The sequence below is a fragment of the Bradyrhizobium sp. LA6.1 genome (genome assembly GCF_040547805.1).
Classification (GTDB): Bacteria; Pseudomonadota; Alphaproteobacteria; order Rhizobiales; family Xanthobacteraceae; genus Bradyrhizobium; species Bradyrhizobium barranii.
In genome coordinates this window covers 433,556-453,456 of record NZ_JBEPQK010000003.1, presented here as the reverse complement: position 1 = coordinate 453,456, position 19,901 = coordinate 433,556, and the positions used below count along the sequence as shown (strand labels likewise).

The window sequence follows — 19,901 nt, the reverse complement described above, 5'->3', positions numbered from 1 at the left end:
GTCCGATCAACGCCTGCCCTTCGCCCGCTTTCCGGACTTGCCACCTGTTCGTTCAAGTTTGCTAAGGGCGCTCTCGACATCCTTGATTGCCTTCTTGAGCTGCTTCTCGCGCTTTCCAAGAATGCTCTTGAGTTGTCTTCGCTGCTCGGCGGTCAATGTCGTAAAATCGATCACCTTCGTAAACGCGATGAAGGCCATTGCTTACCTCCCGATGGTGGTGGTCGTTAGGCCGTGATCAATATGTGCAAGGCAGTGAAACAAATATTGTCCAATATCATCGACCTATAGTCAAACGGCATTTCTTCCAGAAATACTCGATCGGCCTTCCGACCCACGGGCCCTCGTGGTGAGCGCGAGAGAAAGCGGTAGCAACTGACATCGCGCTACCACGCCGTCGTTATTTCACTTCCGCTTCTTGTTCTTGAGCCGCGCCGGTCGCGAGGTGCGCTTCGTGCGACCGAGTCGGGAAGACCTTACAGTCGGAGATTTCTCGTGGGGCCTTGATCGCTGCAACAAGGCGCGGAGCGTGGCAAACTGGCGTTGATCCAGCTGATTGGCGAAGCTCTCGAAATCAGTGGCGTCACTACCAAGCTGGCTCAACCAGACAAATGCACTGTCCAAGGTGCGCAACTCAGGCGTCTGGTATGACAGCAGATCTCGGTAATAAGTTGCCGACTCCTCGCAAAACAGATCACGCGCGATGCCATTTACGAGCCGCCGCACTCCATATTTTATCCCCGTGATGGCCGCTCCTGATATTCCATGGCTCAGCATCGCTCCGAACGTAAAGTTGTGTAGCCCTCGCAGAAACGGAGCAGTGCCGCGGTGCCGCTCCGTGAATTCAAAGGCTTGGCCCAAATAGGGATAGCGCGCGAGGGCCTCGCTTTCCTCGCCCGATGGAGGCGTGAAGCGGTCGCGCCAAAGGGCTATTTGTTCAAAGAATAGGGCGAGCTCGGGACGCGCCGAGAGATCCGCCTCAACGCCGCTCGCAAAAATCATGAAGTCGAATTCGAATCTACGATTGCTGCTTTGAACCCTTGCAATACCGCAAGCTTCGTCGATGAAACTCCATCCGCAGTCGGGGTGCCAGGCGAAATTCTCAAACTCGCGGCATCGCCAATAAGCGTCCTGTGTAGGCGGGACCGGAAGCTCCTCAAGAATGTGACGCATGAACCGCCAGCGGTCCAGGTCCGTCAGATCGCCGAAGTGGCCCAACATACCGGCAAAATTCATCCAAGTGAGTGGGTTGACCCGCGGCATCTCCGAACGGCGGAAGCAAAGGTCTACTCGCGCGGCGCCCGCCTCAAGTGCGAGAGCTGCGTTGTCAAAGGCGGATGCCCCGGCACCAAGGATACCAATGCGCTTTCCTGCAAGCTTGCGAAAATCGATATCATCGGCCGAATGTGCGTAAAGATCTGCCGACAAATGGGCGACCAGAGACTTAGGAGCGCCCCACCTTCCACTTCCCTCAAAGCCTGTCGCAAGAATAATCTTTCTTGCATACACCCGCTCAATTCCTTCGGAACGACGGAGATGGGCAAGGAAGATGCCATTCGCCGGCTCAATCAACATTAGTTCGACCTCGTTCTCAACCGGGAGGTCCAGGACGTCTCGGTACCAATCCAGATACGAGCGCCACACCTCCCGAGGGACGGTATCTATGCGACCCCATGCTCGCCGCCCAAATTTTTCCTCGTACCACGCACGCACCGTTAGACTCGGGACGCCGAAATCAATCCCAGTCACCTCCTTCGGAGTCCGCAACCGTTCCATCCGAGCGAAACTGCGCCAAGGTCCTTCGAAACCGCGCTGGCAACGATCGATGATCCTGAAGTTTGCTATGCGCTCAAGCCTCAAGCCGAACGCGATACCCAGTCCGCTCTGTCCAGCGCCGACAACCAGCACGTCCAGAACCGGCACTCCGTCCATAAATCGCGGGACGGTCCACGCCCGAGCCGGATAGTCCAAATAAGTCAGCTCGCGTCGAACGCGCTTCGTGAGTTGGGAGACGCTCATGGGACATTCCTGCCGCTGCGCTCTTGTTAGAAATGACTTTTGCCATTCGGCTTAGTTCTGTCCCATTACCACAGGTCTGATTGCAGAAAAATCGACCGCTCGACCGCCATTGGGTTTCGCACAGAGCGATTTTGGCCCGCAAGACAGCGGGCTATTATTCTAGCGCTCACTCAAATGCTGGTCCGCTCGACGATCGAGCCATCAGTTGCCTCCGATCGCGAGACACGCAACATCGACAATCAACGCGCCTATCGGTGACGATCTGAGCGTCAATCGACTGAAAGACTCAGGCTAGCTCGCCCATCAGGTAGCCTCATAGCGGCACGCTTAGCCGCGTTCCTGACGAAGTCCCCTGCCCGCCCAATCGGCGTAGTGCCGAATTTGCGAGGGTCCATTCGTAGCTCGTCACCGTAGCATTGTACGCGAGCTCCGCGCGGATCGTCAGAATTTGCAATGAGTTCAACTTCTTGGCTAGCGTTGTTTGGAGGAGCGGTGACAGATCACTGACCGCGGCTTTTGACCGTAGGTTCAGAGGACGGTTTTTCCTGAGGAATGGCTGGAAGGCTCAAACCGCTCGAGGTAGAGCGCCAAACGCCGATGGAGACGGACTCTACCTGATCATCACCGGACCAACCTCGGAGTCGCATTGGCCGATTGTGCGGTCGGCGTGCTTCCACCTATTGAATAGCGCGCGAAGCGCTGTCCAATATGGACCGCGCGACCTCGGAAACGCCGGTGAGGATGATCTGCACGCCGATGCAGAGCAGCAGGAAAGCTGACAATTTCGTCACCACGCTGGTGCCCTCCTCGCCGAACAAGCGCGCCATTGCGCTCGATTTCTGGTAGGCGTGATAGATCGCGGCAGTCACGGCAAACGCCACCAGAAGCGAAACGATCGATGACTGGAACATCGCATCGAGGCTGCTGGTCCGGCTGATTCCGATCGCGATGGCTGTCGCGATCGTTCCCGGCCCGGTCGTCAGCGGAATTGTGAGAGGAAAGAAGGCCATGCGCTTCATGGTCGCATGATCGGGGGACGAGACCTCGTGAGGCCCGGCCGGGCCCGAGGGCGCGTGGAGCATGGACCAGCCTGTCGCTGCGACCACGAGGCCGCCGGCGATCCGAAGCGCCGGGATTGTCACGCCGAAGAAGTTGAGGATCTGGCTGCCCAGAAACAGCGACACCAGCAGGACCACGAAGGCATATCCGGCAACCCGCAGCGAAAGGCTCGCGCGCTCGTCTTCAGAAAGACCTCTCGTCTTGTCGAGGAAGATGAAGGCCAGTCCGTAGGGATTGATGATCGCGAACAGCGCGCCGAAGCCGAACAGGAAATCGGCAACGAGCCCCGATGTGGCGATATCACGCATGCTGCGCCCACTCCGCTCTTCGGCTTACGGGCATGTGAAGCCGGGCGCTTTAAAATCGGCCAGATTGTCGAGCGTCTTGCGCAGAACCTCGCACAGCACGGCCAACGACCAGCTGTTGGCGACACTGGCCAGCATGCCGACGAAAAAACGGGGCATCATCCGATGATACCGGATCTCACTTGTCCTTGCCGGGTGATCGCTCAAGACGCGATCTCTGCGCGCGCATGCGCTTGATCTCCTCCCTGAGCGCCTCGGCTTTTTCGTCTCGTTGCTCGCTTGCCGTTTCCAAGGGTTCGTCGCGAAGCAACTTCTGGAGTGCCTTTTCGACAGAAAGCTTTTTGGTCTCGGCCATACCAGACCTTTCTGACGCTACCGCGTCTGTCAGTGCCGTGGTTGCAGTCTCAGCTCTTCGGACTGAACATGCCGCCGGCCGCCTTCATCGCCGCCTCACCCATGGTCTTGGTCTGGTCGGTCAGGGCCCGCATCTGCTCCTGGAAGAAATCGGCTTGAAGCTTGAGCGCGTCCTGGACATCCTTGGCATGGATCAGCTTGTCGCTGAGGTCCAGGGTCGCTGTGACATTGCGCTGCATGAAACTGCAAAACTCCTTCGCCTGGTTCGCGATCGGCAGAGGCGACGAACTGATTCCCTTCTCCAGCATCTCGAAATAGTCGGCGTTGGCCTTCCGCAGGCGGCCAAGTGCCTCGGTCAGCGCCGCACGGACGTTCTCTGCGGATAGATTGATCTCTGCCATGACGTCTCTCCCTTCAGGTGTTAGCAGTTACGCGGTAAGTCCTCCGAACCAGGCGCCGAAATAGCCGGCGTAGAGCGCGGGTACTTCGAGATTCATCGAGTGCCCGACGCGAGGCACGATCACGAGACGGCAATCCGGCATCGCATCGGCCATGACGTGAAGATCGGCTGGCAGAATCCAGCCGTCCCATTCGCCCCATAGCACCAGATGCGGATGCTTCAGCTCCGGCATGCGGCGCTCGAGCTCTCTGCTCTCTCTTTCCTTCGTGAGGTTGACCGGCGTTCCGATCCAGATGCCCTCGGAGACGCCAAAGGTCTGCTCGATGATGCGGTCGAACAACGCTTGGATCTCCTTCAATCCCTCCCGAAATCGAGGCACGGCGTTCGGCGCCATGCTCTCCGGGACGAACAGCGAGGACGCCGCGCTCGCCATGATCGTCCGTGTCAGGTCCTTGCTCGCCATCATCGCCCGAAACAAGCCGATCTGGTCGGCATTGAAAGCCATGATGCCGAGCGGCGTCACAGGATCGAGTGCGAACACCCGCCCGAAACGCTGCGGCTGCATCAAGAGCATGCGGGCGGCGATGATGCCGCCCGTCGAATGCGTCGCGAGATGGCAATAGCCGATGTCGAGCATATCGAGTGCCGCCAGCATGTCCTCGGCATGCTGCTGCATGGAGTAGTTCGAATAATCGGCGGCAGGCTTCGGCCGGTCGCTGTCCCCGCAGCCGCGCCAGTCGATGGCGATGACGCGCAGGCCCGTTGGAAACAAGGGCGCAGCCAGCTCGATCCAGTCCTTGCTGGCGAGATTGCCATGGATGAAGACGACGGTCACTTCGCCTCGGCCCCACTCCCGCCAGCCAAGCTCGATTTCACCCGCCTGCACCCGTGGCATAGACCGATCCTATTTGTTGAGACCGGCGGTTGGCGCCGCGCCGGGAGGTGTCGGCGCCACTGGCAGGGCGGATACCACGGAACCCTTGATCATGCGATCTGTGCCGAGGGGCGATGAGGTGTCGACCGTTCCCTTCGTGACGAAGTCCACGACGTCCGCTGAATACTCCACCGGATTGTCGGTGTGGATGAAGTGCCCGGTCTCCGGATAGATCTTGAGCATCGGCCGGTTGCCCACATTGGTCATGCGCGTCATGAACGGCGTGATGACGTCGCGTCCGAGATCGGTCAGCCCGTTGAAAGCCGGCGTCGGGATGAACGGCTCCTTGTCACCGAAAGCGAGGAAGATCGGCGCCTTGATCTGGGTGACCCGCTCGTAAAGGTTCTTCGGATCATCCTGCTGGAGCTCGGCTCCGATCGTGTAGATGTCGAAGATGAAGACGTTGCACCACTGTTCGAGCTCCTTGGGGTTGCCCTTGGTAAGCCCGACGCGCTGCTCGGTATGGAAGCGCGCATATTCGCTGTCGCTGAAGAAGTAGCCGCTCTTCGCCGCCGACACCACGCCGGTGTCGGGGTTGCGCTTCTTGAAATAGAAGAAGTCGCGAATGCCCTGCTCGTCGCGGGCCTTCTCCGCCGCCAGGATGCCGGTCTGGTCCCAGATCTGCTTCCACTTGTCGAAGTCGCGACCGAGTCCCGGTTGGAACAGAGGTGCCTTCTTGTCTTTCGCGATCGTAATGTCGCGCGGGTATTCCTCGAGTCCGGACGGTGCTTCGAGCGCGAGGCCCTGCACCGCATCCGGCCAGGTCAGGGCGTACCCCGTGACGAACTGACCGCCCAGCGAGTGGCCGAGATAATAGGCTTTCTTGACGCCAAGCTGGTTTACGACGAGATCGTAGATGACCTCGCGCATATCCTGCATGATGCGCGCCGGGCTCTTATCGAGATTACCGGGCCCGGACATTCCGTAGTTCGGCAAGTCTGGCACGATCACACGCAAGCCACTCCGCAGCGCATATTGCATGATGTTGCCATAGTGCCCGCCGAATGCGCCCTTGCCGTGGATGATGACGAGGACCTTGGGATCCTTGTCGGTGCCGGCATACTCATCCATGTAGCCGATCTGCCAGGTGTTGCCGATCTTGTCCTTGGCGCTGGCGTATTTGACCGGATAGGGATAGGTCACGAAGTCCTTCCAGAAGGACTTGCTCGGATCGATGTTTTCGGCGACGCCCGGCACACGATAATTCTTGTCGACGAACATCCCCGCGCGATCGAGGGCCGCGACGTCGTCCATGAAGGCGACGAACTTCGGATCGTTCTTGCGCTGGTTGATGATCGGGAACACGCCGTAATGGGCGACCGGGCTCTCCTGCGCGATCAGGTCCGCGCCCGGCACGCGATCCACGGCTTTTTGCGCCAGCTTGAAGTTCAGCCAGAGATCGTTGGTGATGTGCATCACCAGTGTGCGCGACCGGATGCGGCCGAGATAGGGATTGACGTTATGGGTCTCACCGACCCGGTTGCGCCAGACGAGATCGACGGCGTCATAGAGCTTGGCACGGTTGGTGACGCTCAGACCGGCCTTCTCGTTCGGCGGATCCCAGTAGAATATCTCGGGCTGGACCGCGGCCCAGTTCTGGGTCGTGCGGAAGCCGAAGTCGTAGCCCGTCATGCCCAGGATCGACCAGCCGAACGCCACACCCGGCATCGGGTGCTTCTCCTTGGGCAGATTGTAGTAGTCACCCTTGGTCGCCTGCCAGACCGGATCGCCCTCGATCGCGGCCGTCATCATCTGGAAGGTCCAGTTGCCGACGGGGTCTTCACCGTCCGACTGCGTGGTGCCGCCGATCGGCATCAGGGCGCCGATATATTCGGGATGCATGACCCCCCACACATAGGTCTGGGTGCCGCCCATGGAGACGCCCGTGACAAGCGCGACGCGCGCGACCTTCAACTCGTCGCGCAGCAGGCGGTAGTTCGCCTGCACCATGTCGTAGTAGCTGTACTGCGGAAACTTGATGCCGAGGCCGTCGGACGGTTTGCTTGCGCCCCACGTGCCCAGCGGGTCGACCATGATGACGTAGTAGCGGTCGGTGTCGATCGGCCGTCCGGGGCCGATGATCGGGACGCCGCCCGACAGGGCCGCGCCCTTGACCCACTGTTCGTACATATCGGTGGAATCGCCGGAATAATAGGAATTGATCACGACCGCGTTGGTGATCTCACCGGCGGCATTGCGCCGCGCGTTGCCGATCGCGATGAATCCGGTACGCAGCTTGCCTGCCCCGAGCGATTCCAGCGTCACGCCGCCCTCGCCGCCATTCTCCCATTTGGAGGGATTGGCCAGGTCGTACTTGCCGCCAAGCCGGAAGTTCGCGATCTCATAGGTCTTTTTGAGCCCGTCATGCTGCATCTGCGACGAGCGCCGCGTGAACGGCTGGGCGACCGCGAGCGCGGTGCCGACCAGCAACAGGAACAGGCTGACGAAGCAACGCTTGAGTGCGCTTCTCCCGTTCATGACGAACTCCCTCCTGGCGGTATTTTGCGCGAACGCTAGGCTGGACCTCCTCCTGAGGTTTGATTTAGCTCAATGGAATCCTCAGGCCTGCGTTGAGGATCGTGGTCATCGTCACGCTGGCCGGTCCCCGCAATGCCCTTCCTCAGTCATGGCTCATATCGTATCCGCTATGAGCTCGACGGACCGGCGAATGCGCCTGCCTATGTGCTCGTCAACGGTCTCACGCAGTATTCCGAGCTTTGGGGCACGTATCGCGACACGCTGATCGCACGTCGGTTCCGGGTCGCTACGTTCGACCTGCTCGGCCAGGGCGTCTCCGACAAGCCCGCGCTGTTCATCGATCAGGACGACCACATCGCCGTGCTGCATCGCCTGATCGGCGAGCTTGGCGACGGTCCGGTCTTCCTCAGTGGCATCAGTTTCGGTGGCCTGATCGCGTTGCGCTATGCCATCGAGCATGGCGCGCGGCTGTCGGGCCTTGTACCGATGAGCTGCTTCGCCGAGCTTTCGCCACAACTGCTACTGATCGGCAACGCCTTGCGCACCGGCCTCATTCTGGGCGGCACCGGCTACCTCCAGGATCTGTTGCTGCCGATGAACCTGTCTGATCAGTGGTTGAAGCCGCTGCTGGACAAGCTCGACAACGTGAAACGGCAGGGCTGGCTGGTCAACGACGTCTACGCCCTTCAGAACCTGATGGAGTCCTTCCTCGACTTCAAACCGCTGACGCCGCGGCTTTCCTCAATATCCGTCCCGACCATGATCCTGAACGGCGAGTTCGACTTCCTCACGCCGCGGGCGCTGCACGAGACGTTGCGTGTGGAGATTCCCGACAGTGCGCTCGTCATCATCCCGAGGGCCTATCACGCCTTCACGCTCGAAAAGGCTGCATTAACAGCCGACCTGCTGGCGCGCTTCGCCGAGGACGTGTTGGCTGGCCGCTGGCAGGGCAACAAGCAGGTCTTGATCGCGCCCGAAGATGCCGGCGGAGACTTTTCGCCGTTTCCCGCCGGCTATGACCATCTGCGCGCAATCCCGGTGCAGAGGCCAGCGACATGAGCGCGTTCTTCGGACCGTTGCAAGCGGACGGGCGCGTGCCGCCGCGCCAGCAGACGCGGGTCGCCGCGTTCCTGGTTTCTGCGCATGGTGCGCTGGCACGGCAATTCGCGGTCGCCCTGCCCGCGAGATTCGATGCTGCCTGGCAGACCGAATTGAACGCACAGCTCTATCGCGAGAGCGAGATCGTCTCGCTTCTCATGCGCGCGACCGCCTGGGTCCCGGACCTCGCGCTGGGCCCCATGGCGGCATCCTGGGAGATGGCCTGGCTCCCCGCCCCGATCGAAGGCATCGCCGACCACACCCGCGCGCAGACCATTCACCTCGCGACGCTCGCACATGCGGTCCATGCCGGGATCCGGCCGGCGGCCCTGCTGCCGACGGAAGCGAACGCGAACGATCCCTTCGTGATGGCACTGCGCCGCATCGAGTTCGAGAGCGGTCGGCTGTTGCAGGCGCAGATTCTGTTCCTGAAGGGCCCGGACCTCCTACCTTTCCGGGATGCCGTCACCGCGACGCTCGAACGGCGGCATGCCGAGGTGCGCAGGCTCTGGCACGAGACCCTTGCAGGCGTCGGCGTTGGCCCGCGCGAATGACCTTGCAACCTTGACGCAGATCAAAGCCGAGAGTCTGCCCGCCCCCAACATCGATCCATTATTCACCTGCGCCTGCCGACCGGAGTTCCGCCCATGAAGGCCGTTTCCGTCGAAGAAGCCGTTGCGATGATCCCGGCCGGTGCGAGCGTAATGGTCGGCGGCTTTATGGGCGTCGGAACCCCGGAGCGCCTGCTTGACGAACTCGTGCGGCAGAACAAGACCGGCCTGTCGCTGATCTGCAATGACGCCGCCACCCCCGGCAAAGGCGTCGGCAAGCTGTTCGACGCTGCGCTGGTCTCAAGGCTGACGGCAACGCATATCGGCCTCAATCCGAAGGCGCAGCAGCAGATGCTCGCGAACCAGATCGCCGTCGATCTCGTGCCGCAAGGCACCTTCGTCGAACGCATCCGCGCGGGCGGATGTGGCCTCGGCGGCGTGCTGACGCCGACGGGCGTCGGAACGCTGGTTGCCGAAGGCAAGCGTCAGATCGAGGTGGATGGCAAGCCGTTCCTGCTGGAGACGGCATTGCGGGCGCAGTACGCGCTGGTTCACGCGTTTCTCGCCGACTATCTCGGCAATCTCGCTTACGCACTGACCTCCCGCAACTTCAACCCGGTCATGGCGATGGCTGCCGACACGGTCATCGTCACTGCAGAGAACATCGTGCCCGTCGGTGTCATCGCGCCCGATCACGTCGTGACCCCGGCGCCGCTCGTCGATTACCTCATTACCAACGGGTGAGATCATGGACCCGCAGATCATCATCGCCCGACGCGTCGCCAGGGAGTTGAAGAGCGGAAACCTCGTCAATCTCGGCATCGGCATTCCGACCTTGGTTGCGAATTACGTTCCGGCCGATTTGAAAGTCTTTTTTCAGTCGGAGAACGGACTGATCGGCACCGGGCCGATTCCCGAACAAGGCATGGCGCATCCGACACTGACAGACGCCGGCGGCCGCCCGATCAGCGCGCTGCCGGGTGCGGCAACCTTCGACAGCGCGATGTCGTTCGGACTGATCCGCGGCGGCCATGTCGACGTCACCGTGCTCGGCGGCCTCCAGGTCGATGCGCATGGGCTTCTCGCCAACTGGATGATCCCGGGCAAGATGGTCCCGGGCATGGGCGGGGCAATGGACCTCGTCAGCGGCGCCAAGCGGGTCATCGTCGCCATGCAACATGCCGCGAAGGGCAAGTCGAAGATCGTCAGGACATGCAACTTGCCTCTGACCTCGGCGCGCCCGGTGCATCTGGTCGTGACCGACATGGCGGTTATCGGATTTGCCGACGGCAAGGCGACGCTGCTCGAGACCGCTCCAGGCGTCAGCGTTGGCGAGGTCATGGCGGTGACAGAGGCCGAATTGGTCGTTCCTGACAGCATCCCGGAAATGACGATCTGACGAGGTCACGACCATGCGGATATTCAGCGACTTCAACGAGATCAAATCCGCGGTCGGCACCGAGATTGGCGCGAGCGACTGGATCGAAGTGACCCAGGATCGGATCAATAAATTCGCCGAAGCAACCTGTGACCAGCAATGGATCCATGTCGACCAGGACCGCGCCAGGAAGGAAGCGCCCGGCGGCACCACCATCGCTCACGGCCTGCTGTCGCTCTCACTTGCTCCACTGTTCATTCGATCCGTGATGGGCTTGAAAGGGCTGCGCAATACGCTGAATTATGGCGCGGATCGCATCCGGTATCTGGCGCCGGTGCCGGCCGGCTCAAAGCTCCGCGGCCGGGTCACCGTCGCTGAAACCGAGGACGTGCCGCCGGACGGCTTGCGCGTCAACTATCATCTCGTGATCGAGATCGAGGGCGGCAAGAAGCCCGCTTGTGTCGCCGAGCTGATCGCCCTGCACTATCGCTGAGGGCGCTCAGTCGATGATGTGATACCCGCCATCGATATAGAGAACGCCCCCGGTGATCAGCTTGGCGCCATCCAGCGCCAGGAACGCGGTGGCATTGCCGACGTCGTCGATGCTGACCAGGCTGCGCGCCGGCGCTTTGGACTGCGCCTTGTCCATGAGCTCGTCGAACTCCGGGATACCTGATGCCGCGCGGGTGGCGAGCGGGCCGGGCGAGATCGCGTGCACGCGGATCCCCTTGGGGCCAAGTTCCGCAGCCGCATAGCGGACGGCCGCTTCAAGCGCCGCTTTCGCCACGCCCATGATATTGTAGTTCTCCACCACCATCTGGCTGCCATAATAGGTCATGGTGAACATCGTGCCGCCGTTCTTCATCAGCGGCTCGGCGAGATGCGCCATGCGCAGGAATGACCAGCAAGAGACGTCCATCGTCTTGAGGAAGCCATCGCGGCCGACGTCCACCACGCGGCCATGGAGCGCCTCCTTCGGCGAGAAGGCGATCGAATGCAGCAGGAAATCGAGCTGTCCCCATTCCTTCGTAATCCGCTCGAACACCGCCTCGGTCTGCCCCTCCGTCATCACGTCAAGCGGCATGAAGATCGGCGCTTCCAGCGCCAGCGCGAGCGGCTCGACGTGTTTCTTGGCGCGATCGTTGAGGTAGGTGACGGCCAGATCGGCCCCAAGCGCACGAAATGCCCTCGCGCACCCCCAGGCGATGGACTGGTCGTTCGCGATGCCGACGACGAGGCCCTTCTTGCCCTTCAAGGCAACCTTTGCATCCGGGAACACGGGGATCATGACACCCTCTCTTGCCTTGGATTGGTCGATTGTCCGTTCATCAATAGCGACAGCGTATGCTGCGCGATCATCAGTTCTTCGTCGGTTGGCACGACGTAGACGGGGATGCGGCTGTCGGAACGCGAGATCAGCCTGGAATTACGCGCGTTCTCGACGGGATCGAGCGTGCCGCCGAGCCATCCGAGCTGCTCGACCACGCGCGCGCGAATGTTCGCCGAATTCTCGCCGATCCCGGCCGTGAAGACGAAGGCGTCGAGGCCCTGCAAGGCCGCCGCGAGCATGCCGGCACTGAGACCGATCCGGTACACGAAATAGTCGACCGCGAGCTTCGCCTTGGGGTCGGCGCTCGCCTCCAACTCGCGCATGTCATTGCTGACACCGGAGAGCCCCTTCAATCCGCAGTCGCGATAAAGGAAGTTCTGCACGTTTGAGGCGGACATCCCTTTCTCGGAGATGAGATAGATCACCACCCCGGGATCAATCTGCCCTGGACGCGTTCCCATCGGGAGGCCATCGAGCGCTGTGAAACCCATGGTGCTCTCGACGCTGCGCCCGTCCTTGAGCGCGCACATCGACGCGCCGCTGCCGAGATGGGCAACGATCACGCGCCGCTTCGCGATATCGGGCGCCACGCCCGGCAGCGTCCGGGCGATATATTCGTAGGACAGCCCATGAAAGCCATAGCGCCTGACACCCTCGGCATGAAGTTGATGCGGAATAGCATAATGGTCGGCGACGGCATCATGCGTGCGGTGAAATGCGGTGTCAAAGCAAGCAACCTGTGGCAGCGTCGGGAAGTTCGCCAGCAGCGAACGGATCGGCGCCAGATTGTGGGGCTGGTGCAGCGGCGCCAAGGTCACAAATCGTTCGAGACGGGCCACGACGCCGTGGTCGATCAGTACCGGCCGCGAATAGTCCGGCCCACCATGCACGACCCGGTGACCGACCGCGATCGGCGTGACGCGAAGTTCGTCGCGCAGCCAGTCGCCGGCAACGGCCATCGCCGCCGGAACATCAGGCACAGCCTCGATCGGATAGGCCCGATCGGCCATCGGATCGCCGCTCGGACCACTTGCCCGCAGCCGCGGTCGACTGCCGATACCGTCCATCTGTCCCTTGATCTGACGACGAAGCGCACCGTCGCCTTCGATCGCATAGACCTGAAACTTCACACTGGACGAGCCGGCATTGACGACGAGGATCGTATCCATGGCGATCACGCGGCAACCGTCGGCGCCTTCTGGCGCCGGGCACGAGCATAGAGAGCGGCGACGGCACAGGACGCCATCCGCGCACGTGGCGAATCCGCGCGCGAGGTCAGCACGACGGGCACGCGCGCACCGAGCACGATGCCGGCGCCATCGGCCTTGGCGAAATAGGCGAGATTTTTGGCGAGCATGTTGCCGGACTCAAGGTCCGGAACCATCAGGATCTGGGCGCGGCCGGCGACCTCGGATGTGATGCCCTTGATCCGCGCGGCCTCCAGATCGATGGCATTGTCGAAAGCCAGCGGGCCGTCGAGGATGCCGCCGGTGATCTGGCCGCGATCGGCCATCTTGCACAGGGCAGCGGCTTCGATGGTCGAAGGGATTTTCGAGGTCACCGTCTCGACGGCAGACAGAATCGCCACCCGCGGCGTCTTGCCGAACCCTGCCTGGTTGTAGAGGTCGATCGCGTTCTGAATGATGTCGCGTTTGGCGTCGAGATCGGGGAAAATGTTGATCGCCGCATCCGTCACGAAGATGGTCTCTGCATAGGCAGGCACATCCATCACGAAGACATGGCTGATACGTCGGTCGGTGCGCAAGCCTCCGGTCTTGGCGGTGACGGCGCGCATCAATTCGTCGGTGTGCAGGCTGCCCTTCATCAACAGCTCGCCTTTGGCGGCATGGATGAGCTCGACGCCCTTGGCCGCGGATTCGTCGCTGTGCGCGGCATCAACGATCTCGAAGCCGGACACATCGAGATCGCACCGGGCGGCAGTATCCTTGATCTTCCTCTCGGGCCCGACGAGCACAGGCCGGATAATTCCGGCGCTTGCGCTATCGATGGCGCCGCGCAGCGAGGTCTCGTCGCAAGGATGCACCACGATGGTCGGCGTTGGTGGCGCACCCTTCGCCGCTGCAATTAAGCGATCGTACTTGCTACCGGGCTGGGTTTGCGTCGTGTCGGCCGACATGATGTCACTCCCGATCCTGCCAATCCGCGTTACGACGCCCGTGCCTTGGGATCGAAAGGGGCGACGTTCGATGTCAACTCCGCCTCTCCGTCCAGACCGAAGAGCGCGGCGACGCGCTTCAGGCGATTGGCCCGCTCGCCGGTGATGTCCTCACTCGCCGACAGCACCTCGCGCATCGCCACGAAGGCCGCACGCCGCTGGTTGGTGTCGTCGGGCAACAATTTCGGGATCGCAGCGAGAGCACCTTCGCGATCGAGAAGCAGCATGAAGAACTGCTCACGCACCAGCTTCTTGAATTCCGACAGCGTCATGCGGGCGCCGGCATGGTCACGCCGAACCTGCCGCAACGCCTCGATGCTCCGCTCATCCACCATGCCGCGTGCGGAGCCAACATAAAGCAGCGCGCGGAGCGCCGCTTCGCGGAGCCCGCCCTCAGCGATGTGCGATTTCAGCTCGGCGATCCGTGCCGCGAGCATGGCGCGATGCTCCGGCGACATCTCCCGGTGGCGCGAGGGCACGGAATTAGGGTCGACGCCGACCGCGGCCTGGAGCAGCGGCGAGCCGTAGAGGTTGAGGAAGACGGCCTCGCTCAGCGCCTCCTGCGCATCGCGCCAGCTATCCAGCGCGTGCACTATCTGCTTCGACATTTGTTCCTGGAATGCCAGGAATGGATTGTCCTTTGAAACCGGCTTGCGGTCTGTCTCGACACGATCGGCAGCCGATTTGACCGTGGACATCCAGGGGTTCTGGCTGCTGAACGCCTCGTATTGCAGCCGCAGCGGATGCATGTTGCGGGCCCATTCCGCGAGTTGGGGCGTCACCATGCCCTTCACCCACGGCCGCATGAATTTCTGATAAGCAGCGAGATTGAGCTCCGAGACACGCTTGGCCGCAGCAAAGCGCCGCTCGTCCTCGGGCGAATTTCCGCCCATCGCGCGGATATCATCCAGCGTGCGGGCCTCGCAGCGCATCACCCACTGGCCTGTCGCAAGATCCGCATTGAGCGTCTCGTTGCCACGGGCCTCGAACGTGGCCTCGTAGAGTCCTGGCGGCAGCACGTCGATCAGGTCAATGTTGCTGGAGAACTCAGCGTGCTCCTTCTTCGCCACACCGCCGGATACGAAGATGCCGAGATGGCCGATGCTCTCGTGAACGGTATAGACGATGGTCTGGCCATAAGCTCTGATCTCGTCGACGTCGGCGTAGCAGTCCAGGATCCAGTCCAACGCCTGCTGCGGCGGGGTGACATTGTCGCCCTTGGAGCAGAACACAACGATCGGCGAGCGAATGTTGCGCAGATCGACCTTCTGGCCATCGGACATCTCGATCCGACCGGCGGCGAGATTGTTGCCGATGAAGAGTTCGTCGACGATGAACTGGATTTCCTCGGCATTGAGATTGACGTGTCCGCCCCACCAGCGCTCGAAATCGAGATAGCGTTCCGCCTCGCTATCGACCTTGGAGTAGACGTTGTACTGCTTGGTCCAGAGCGTATTCGACGGGTTCTGGTTCTCGAAATTCTGCACCAGCCAGGCGCCGTCGAATTTGCCGGCCCCGAGATCGCTCGTGAGCGCCGTGAGCCAGCTTCCGCCCAGCAGGCCGCCGGAATAACGCATGGGGTATTTGCCATGCACGCCTGCCCAGTAAGCCAGCGGCGCACCGGCGATGATCAGCGGCCCGAATAATTCCGGCCGCAGTGACGCCAGGATCATGACGGCCCAGCCGGCCTGACAATTGCCGATCACGCAGGGCTTTCCGTCGGCGTCCGGATGACGGCTGATGACGGTCTCGATGAAGATGGCTTCCGCGCGCGCAATGCGTTCGATGGTCTGCCCGGGCATAGGCTCCGGAAGGAAGCCGATGAAGTAGCAGGAATGACCCGCCTTCATGGCGACGCCGATCTCGCTATCGGCCTTGAAGCCGCCGATGCCGGGTCCATGGCCGGCGCGCGGATCGACCACGACGAACGGACGCCGGCTCATGTCGATCTCAACATCCTTCGGCGGAATGATGCGCACCAGCGCGTAGTTGACCGGTTCGTCCAGCTTACGGCCGTCCGTGATCAATTCAGCAGCATATTGCAGCACATGCGGTGCGGTCTGGGCGACGTGCTCGCGATACTGGTCGCCACGCTGGCGCATGATGTCCAGGAACAGGACGCTGCGCTGTCCCGCATCAACCATGTATTCCACGGCCGAGGCGACCAGCCCCGACATCGGGCCATCAGGCAGCTTTAAGTCTTTGATCGCCATGTTCGACCTCGTCGTCGCGCGAGGTCATTCAAAAAGGTCGGCGGTCGCCGACGTTGATTTAGGTCAACGGTCGGCGACGGTGTTCGCGTCAATCGGGATCGACCAGCCGCCCCGCGGGGGCGCGCCGCAATCGGGCCGCGGGAGAGCTTAAGTGCCGGATGCAGCAAATTACAGCCGCCAGGAGAGACTACGCGACGGACAATTGGTCGATATCCGGGCGCTTCGTCCCGAGGACGAGCCCGACATGCTTGCCGCACTCGAGAAGACCAGCGCTCAATCGCTCCAACGCCGCTTCTTTGTGACGAAGCGCCATTTTTCCGAACGGGAGCGCGCTTTCTTCATGGAACCCGATTTCAGAAACCACGTGGCGCTGGTTGCGTGCACGGAAGAGGCGACCCGCAGCATGATCATCGGCGGTGGTCGCTATGTCATATTCGAGCCTGGACGGGCCGAAGCAGCTTTCGTCGTGATCGATGCCTGGCAAGGACGTGGCGTTGGCGGGCTGCTGACGCGCCATCTGATCGCTATCGCCCGCGAGGCCGGATTGACGGAGTTGACCGCGGAAGTGCTACCGGAGAACGCAGCGATGCTCCGCGTCTTCGACAAGTTTGGCTTCAAGCCCGCAACGATCCGCGAACCCGGTGTAATTCACATGGCATTGAAGCTGTCCTAATACGCGGCCGGCACGAGAGCTCCAGCATCGAGAGAAATGGCGGCGGCGCGTCGCGCCACCGTCCGTTGGTACCGGCACCTCCAAACGCGCGCCCTCACCCCAAGCCTGAATTTTCTGCCGCACGTGATCTGTCAGGCGAGCGTCAGCCTGTTCGTCTAGCTTCGCAACATGTCGGCCGCCGACACACGCCGCCCCTCAGCAATCCCGGACACTGGCGACACCGCCCAGGGCGTCGCCGGTTGCGAGGCCCGGTTGGATTCGCGTCCATTTCCGGGCCTCGTTTGCTGCCTCAAAAGAAAACGGCGCCCCCAAAGGAGCGCCGCCCGAAACTCTTCGTCGCTGCGTTGGCTCAGTAGCCGCAGGACGCGCAGCCCATCTGCACCGGTGCGTAATAGGAATACCCCGGCGAAACCATCTCGACGCGCTGGCGCGTGGCGTATTGCGGCGGGATGCGTTCGTACTGGACGCTCGGCGGTGCCACCATCACGGTCTGCGGCACCATCACGGTGCGGTACTGCGCCGGCGTGCGATGCGCGACGGTCGCGCCGGGAGAAACCATCACGGTCTCGTCGACGGTGCGGTATTGCGGCTGCACGTATTGCTGCTGGTAGCAGGTCTGGCACGGCGGCGGCGCGTAGCAATTGTAGCAGCCGGCGGAGGCCGCGCTCGTCATGGAAATCGCGGCGACGACTGTTGAGAAAGCGACAGCGAGAGTACGAGACATTGTGGTAGTGCCCCAATTGCCCAAAAATGGATTTGCGAAGGTCGCGAGCAGTATACGCTGCAACATCCCGAGTTGCCGAACTTCGTCGAGGCATCCTTAATGCGAACGGCCGGCTTTCGCCGGCCGTTCAGAACTTGTTGACCATGCGCGCGAGGCGCGGACGGTACAGCGCTTACTTCGTGCGCCGCTTTACCTCACGCACCGCACCGCGTGCGGCGCTGGTGGTGAGTGCTGCGTAAGCCTGAAGCGCGGTCGAGACGTTGCGCTTGCGGCCCGTCGCCTGCCAGGCGGCATCGCCCTTGGCCTCTTCCGCCGCGCGGCGCTTGGCGAGCTCCTCATCGGAGACCTCCAGGCTGATGCTGCGGTTCGGGATGTCGATGGCGATGCGGTCGCCGGTGCGCACCAGACCGATGTTGCCGCCTTCCGCCGCTTCCGGCGACAGATGGCCGATCGAGAGGCCGGACGAGCCGCCGGAGAAGCGTCCGTCGGTGACGAGCGCGCAGGCTTTGCCGAGGCCCATCGATTTCAGATAGCTGGTCGGATACAGCATCTCCTGCATGCCGGGGCCGCCGCGCGGACCTTCGTAAATGATGACCACGACCTCGCCGGCGACGACCTTGCCGCCCAGAATGCCTTCAACGGCCGCGTCCTGGCTCTCGAACACGCGTGCCGGGCCGGAGAACTTCAGGATCGAGGCGTCGACGCCCGCGGTCTTCACGATGCAGCCGTCCTGCGCGAGGTTACCGTAGAGCACGGCGAGACCGCCATCCTTGCTGAAGGCATGCTCGAGGTTGCGGACCACACCCTTCTCGCGATCGCTATCGAGCTCGTCGTAACGGCGCTCCTGGCTGAAGGCGACCTGCGTCGGGATGCCGCCGGGCGAAGCGCGGAAGAACGTGCGGATAGACTCGCTCTTGGAGCGCTTGATGTCCCAGCGCTCCAGCGCGTCGTTCATCGTCGGCGCGTGCACGGTCGAGACCGAGGTGTCGATCAGGCCGGCGCGGTCGAGCTCGCCCAAAATGCCCATGATGCCGCCGGCGCGATGCACGTCCTCGACATGGACGTCGGCGACCGACGGCGCGACCTTGCAGAGCACGGGCACGCGGCGCGACAGCCGGTCGATGTCCTGCATGGTGAACTCCACCTGCCCTTCATGGGCCGCCGCCAGCAGATGCAGCACGGTGTTGGTCGAGCCGCCCATGGCGATATCCAGCGTCATCGCGTTCTCGAACGCCTTGAAGTTGGCGACGTTGCGCGGCAGCACGGAGGCATCGTCCTGCTCGTAATAGCGGCGCACGATATCGACGATGGTGTGGCCGGCCTCGACGAACAGGCGCTTGCGGTCTGCATGGGTCGCCACCACCGTGCCATTGCCGGGCAATGCGAGGCCAAGCGCTTCGGTCAGGCAATTCATCGAATTGGCCGTGAACATGCCCGAGCAGGAGCCGCAGGTCGGACACGCCGAGCGCTCGATCACCTTGACGTCCTCGTCGCTGACCTTGGAGTCGGCGGCCGCCACCATGGCGTCGATGAGGTCGACGGCCTTGGTCTTGCCCTGCAGCGTGACCTTGCCGGCCTCCATCGGGCCGCCCGAGACGAACACGGCGGGGATGTTGAGCCGCAGCGCGGCCATCAGCATGCCGGGCGTGATCTTGTCGCAGTTGGAGATGCAGACGAGGCCGTCGGCGCAATGGGCGTTGGCCATGTACTCGACGCTGTCGGCGATCAGCTCGCGCGACGGCAGGCTGTAGAGCATGCCGTCATGGCCCATGGCGATGCCGTCGTCGACCGCGATGGTGTTGAATTCCTTGGCGACGCCGCCGGCCTGCTCGATCTCGCGCGCCACGAGCTGGCCGAGGTCCTTGAGGTGGACGTGGCCGGGCACGAACTGGGTGAAGGAGTTGACGACCGCGATGATCGGCTTGCCGAAATCGGCATCCTTCATGCCCGTCGCGCGCCAGAGGCCGCGGGCGCCCGCCATGTTGCGGCCGTGGGTGGTGGTGCGGGAGCGATAGGCTGGCATGGCGGTTTCCGTCCTCGGTTGGGTCAGCCGGGCGGAAAAATGGAAGCCGCCTCAGGCCTTTCCGGCCGGATAGCGCACGGGCTGGGCGCGCGCAACGGGAACTTGCCCCGAAACGGCCCGGATCGGCCCCGCGCAGGCCTCCCCTGCTCGCGGCGCGGGTTATTGCAGTGTCGCGCCAGCGCCGGACGG

General features: G+C 62.4%; 20 protein-coding genes. 6 read left to right on the top strand and 14 right to left on the bottom strand.

The features are described from left to right. Window positions 1–6 precede the first annotated feature (6 nt). From ABIB99_RS09305 to ABIB99_RS09270, 8 genes are all read right to left on the bottom strand, one after another. Window positions 7–198: a hypothetical protein gene (locus ABIB99_RS09305; RefSeq protein WP_063983274.1), complete on the bottom strand. Its 192-nt coding sequence runs from the start codon at window positions 196–198 to the stop codon at window positions 7–9. Between the two features lie 204 nt (window positions 199–402). Next, on the bottom strand, window positions 403–2,016 hold the full coding sequence (locus tag ABIB99_RS09300; RefSeq protein WP_354175529.1) for an NAD(P)-binding domain-containing protein: 1,614 nt from the start codon (window positions 2,014–2,016) through the stop codon (window positions 403–405). Between the two features lie 677 nt (window positions 2,017–2,693). Further along, window positions 2,694–3,383: a MarC family protein gene (locus tag ABIB99_RS09295; RefSeq protein ID WP_354175527.1), complete on the bottom strand. Its 690-nt coding sequence runs from the start codon at window positions 3,381–3,383 to the stop codon at window positions 2,694–2,696. A gap of 24 nt (window positions 3,384–3,407) precedes the next feature. Further along, complete coding sequence (locus ABIB99_RS09290) at window positions 3,408–3,542, bottom strand: hypothetical protein (RefSeq protein WP_354175526.1); 135 nt, start codon at window positions 3,540–3,542, stop codon at window positions 3,408–3,410. A 16-nt stretch (window positions 3,543–3,558) separates the two neighbouring features. Beyond that, window positions 3,559–3,735: a hypothetical protein gene (locus ABIB99_RS09285; RefSeq protein ID WP_354175525.1), complete on the bottom strand. Its 177-nt coding sequence runs from the start codon at window positions 3,733–3,735 to the stop codon at window positions 3,559–3,561. 49 nt (window positions 3,736–3,784) lie between these two features. Beyond that, the gene (locus ABIB99_RS09280; RefSeq protein ID WP_354175524.1) at window positions 3,785–4,135 is read right to left on the bottom strand and encodes a phasin; all 351 of its coding nucleotides are present in this window, start codon (window positions 4,133–4,135) and stop codon (window positions 3,785–3,787) included. Window positions 4,136–4,162: 27 nt separating this feature from the next. Continuing rightward, complete coding sequence (locus ABIB99_RS09275; RefSeq protein WP_354175523.1) at window positions 4,163–5,029, bottom strand: alpha/beta fold hydrolase; 867 nt, start codon at window positions 5,027–5,029, stop codon at window positions 4,163–4,165. 9 nt (window positions 5,030–5,038) lie between these two features. Further along, window positions 5,039–7,546: an alpha/beta hydrolase gene (locus ABIB99_RS09270; RefSeq protein WP_354175521.1), complete on the bottom strand. Its 2,508-nt coding sequence runs from the start codon at window positions 7,544–7,546 to the stop codon at window positions 5,039–5,041. A 132-nt stretch (window positions 7,547–7,678) separates the two neighbouring features. On the opposite strand from ABIB99_RS09270, the gene ABIB99_RS09265 reads away from it, so the two are divergent. From ABIB99_RS09265 to ABIB99_RS09245, 5 genes are all read left to right on the top strand, one after another. Then, a complete protein-coding gene (locus tag ABIB99_RS09265; protein WP_354175520.1) occupies window positions 7,679–8,605 on the top strand; it encodes an alpha/beta fold hydrolase in 927 nt (308 codons plus the stop codon). Continuing rightward, on the top strand, window positions 8,602–9,198 hold the full coding sequence (locus tag ABIB99_RS09260; protein ID WP_354175519.1) for a hypothetical protein: 597 nt from the start codon (window positions 8,602–8,604) through the stop codon (window positions 9,196–9,198). Before ABIB99_RS09265 ends, ABIB99_RS09260 begins: the two co-directional genes overlap by 4 nt. Before the next feature lie 93 nt (window positions 9,199–9,291). Further along, entirely contained in the window at window positions 9,292–9,939 is a 648-nt protein-coding gene (locus tag ABIB99_RS09255) for a CoA transferase subunit A (protein WP_063983266.1), read from the top strand. 4 nt (window positions 9,940–9,943) lie between these two features. Then, the gene (locus ABIB99_RS09250; protein ID WP_354175518.1) at window positions 9,944–10,594 is read left to right on the top strand and encodes a 3-oxoacid CoA-transferase subunit B; all 651 of its coding nucleotides are present in this window, start codon (window positions 9,944–9,946) and stop codon (window positions 10,592–10,594) included. Between the two features lie 13 nt (window positions 10,595–10,607). Further along, complete coding sequence (locus ABIB99_RS09245; RefSeq protein ID WP_354175517.1) at window positions 10,608–11,066, top strand: MaoC family dehydratase; 459 nt, start codon at window positions 10,608–10,610, stop codon at window positions 11,064–11,066. 6 nt (window positions 11,067–11,072) lie between these two features. On the opposite strand, the gene fabI is transcribed toward ABIB99_RS09245, so the two are convergent. The 4 genes from fabI to ABIB99_RS09225 are packed head-to-tail and all read right to left on the bottom strand — an operon-like array spanning window position 11,073 to window position 16,292. After that, on the bottom strand, window positions 11,073–11,861 hold the full coding sequence (fabI, locus tag ABIB99_RS09240) for an enoyl-ACP reductase FabI (protein WP_354175516.1): 789 nt from the start codon (window positions 11,859–11,861) through the stop codon (window positions 11,073–11,075). Then, entirely contained in the window at window positions 11,858–13,072 is a 1,215-nt protein-coding gene (locus ABIB99_RS09235; protein WP_354175515.1) for an acetate/propionate family kinase, read from the bottom strand. Before ABIB99_RS09235 ends, fabI begins: the two co-directional genes overlap by 4 nt. A gap of 5 nt (window positions 13,073–13,077) precedes the next feature. Next, a complete protein-coding gene (locus ABIB99_RS09230) occupies window positions 13,078–14,040 on the bottom strand; it encodes a phosphate acetyltransferase (protein ID WP_354175513.1) in 963 nt (320 codons plus the stop codon). A 29-nt stretch (window positions 14,041–14,069) separates the two neighbouring features. Further along, complete coding sequence (locus ABIB99_RS09225) at window positions 14,070–16,292, bottom strand: DUF3141 domain-containing protein (protein WP_354175511.1); 2,223 nt, start codon at window positions 16,290–16,292, stop codon at window positions 14,070–14,072. A gap of 151 nt (window positions 16,293–16,443) precedes the next feature. Between ABIB99_RS09225 and ABIB99_RS09220 the strand changes: the two genes are divergently transcribed. Then, on the top strand, window positions 16,444–16,965 hold the full coding sequence (locus ABIB99_RS09220; RefSeq protein WP_354175510.1) for a GNAT family N-acetyltransferase: 522 nt from the start codon (window positions 16,444–16,446) through the stop codon (window positions 16,963–16,965). A gap of 349 nt (window positions 16,966–17,314) precedes the next feature. Here the strand turns inward: ABIB99_RS09220 and ABIB99_RS09215 are convergent, their stop codons facing one another. Continuing rightward, the gene (locus tag ABIB99_RS09215) at window positions 17,315–17,638 is read right to left on the bottom strand and encodes a hypothetical protein (protein ID WP_014495230.1); all 324 of its coding nucleotides are present in this window, start codon (window positions 17,636–17,638) and stop codon (window positions 17,315–17,317) included. Window positions 17,639–17,861: 223 nt separating this feature from the next. Beyond that, window positions 17,862–19,712 (bottom strand): dihydroxy-acid dehydratase, encoded by a 1,851-nt coding sequence (ilvD, locus tag ABIB99_RS09210; RefSeq protein WP_354175507.1) that lies wholly within the window; start codon window positions 19,710–19,712, stop codon window positions 17,862–17,864. Window positions 19,713–19,901 lie beyond the last annotated feature (189 nt).

Excerpts from the sequence above, each read along its gene's own strand:
- ABIB99_RS09305 (WP_063983274.1), bottom strand. The coding sequence starts at position 198 with ATGGCCTTCATCGCGTTTACGAAGGTGATCGATTTTACGACATTGACC.
- ABIB99_RS09300 (WP_354175529.1), bottom strand. The coding sequence starts at position 2,016 with ATGAGCGTCTCCCAACTCACGAAGCGCGTTCGACGCGAGCTGACTTAT.
- ABIB99_RS09295 (WP_354175527.1), bottom strand. The coding sequence starts at position 3,383 with ATGCGTGATATCGCCACATCGGGGCTCGTTGCCGATTTCCTGTTCGGC.
- ABIB99_RS09290 (WP_354175526.1), bottom strand. The coding sequence starts at position 3,542 with ATGATGCCCCGTTTTTTCGTCGGCATGCTGGCCAGTGTCGCCAACAGC.
- ABIB99_RS09285 (WP_354175525.1), bottom strand. The coding sequence starts at position 3,735 with ATGGCCGAGACCAAAAAGCTTTCTGTCGAAAAGGCACTCCAGAAGTTG.
- ABIB99_RS09280 (WP_354175524.1), bottom strand. The coding sequence starts at position 4,135 with ATGGCAGAGATCAATCTATCCGCAGAGAACGTCCGTGCGGCGCTGACC.
- ABIB99_RS09275 (WP_354175523.1), bottom strand. The coding sequence starts at position 5,029 with ATGCCACGGGTGCAGGCGGGTGAAATCGAGCTTGGCTGGCGGGAGTGG.
- ABIB99_RS09270 (WP_354175521.1), bottom strand. The coding sequence starts at position 7,546 with ATGAACGGGAGAAGCGCACTCAAGCGTTGCTTCGTCAGCCTGTTCCTG.
- ABIB99_RS09265 (WP_354175520.1), top strand. The coding sequence starts at position 7,679 with ATGCCCTTCCTCAGTCATGGCTCATATCGTATCCGCTATGAGCTCGAC.
- ABIB99_RS09260 (WP_354175519.1), top strand. The coding sequence starts at position 8,602 with ATGAGCGCGTTCTTCGGACCGTTGCAAGCGGACGGGCGCGTGCCGCCG.
- ABIB99_RS09255 (WP_063983266.1), top strand. The coding sequence starts at position 9,292 with ATGAAGGCCGTTTCCGTCGAAGAAGCCGTTGCGATGATCCCGGCCGGT.
- ABIB99_RS09250 (WP_354175518.1), top strand. The coding sequence starts at position 9,944 with ATGGACCCGCAGATCATCATCGCCCGACGCGTCGCCAGGGAGTTGAAG.
- ABIB99_RS09245 (WP_354175517.1), top strand. The coding sequence starts at position 10,608 with ATGCGGATATTCAGCGACTTCAACGAGATCAAATCCGCGGTCGGCACC.
- fabI (WP_354175516.1), bottom strand. The coding sequence starts at position 11,861 with ATGATCCCCGTGTTCCCGGATGCAAAGGTTGCCTTGAAGGGCAAGAAG.
- ABIB99_RS09235 (WP_354175515.1), bottom strand. The coding sequence starts at position 13,072 with ATGGATACGATCCTCGTCGTCAATGCCGGCTCGTCCAGTGTGAAGTTT.
- ABIB99_RS09230 (WP_354175513.1), bottom strand. The coding sequence starts at position 14,040 with ATGTCGGCCGACACGACGCAAACCCAGCCCGGTAGCAAGTACGATCGC.
- ABIB99_RS09225 (WP_354175511.1), bottom strand. The coding sequence starts at position 16,292 with ATGGCGATCAAAGACTTAAAGCTGCCTGATGGCCCGATGTCGGGGCTG.
- ABIB99_RS09215 (WP_014495230.1), bottom strand. The coding sequence starts at position 17,638 with ATGACGAGCGCGGCCTCCGCCGGCTGCTACAATTGCTACGCGCCGCCG.
- ilvD (WP_354175507.1), bottom strand. The coding sequence starts at position 19,712 with ATGCCAGCCTATCGCTCCCGCACCACCACCCACGGCCGCAACATGGCG.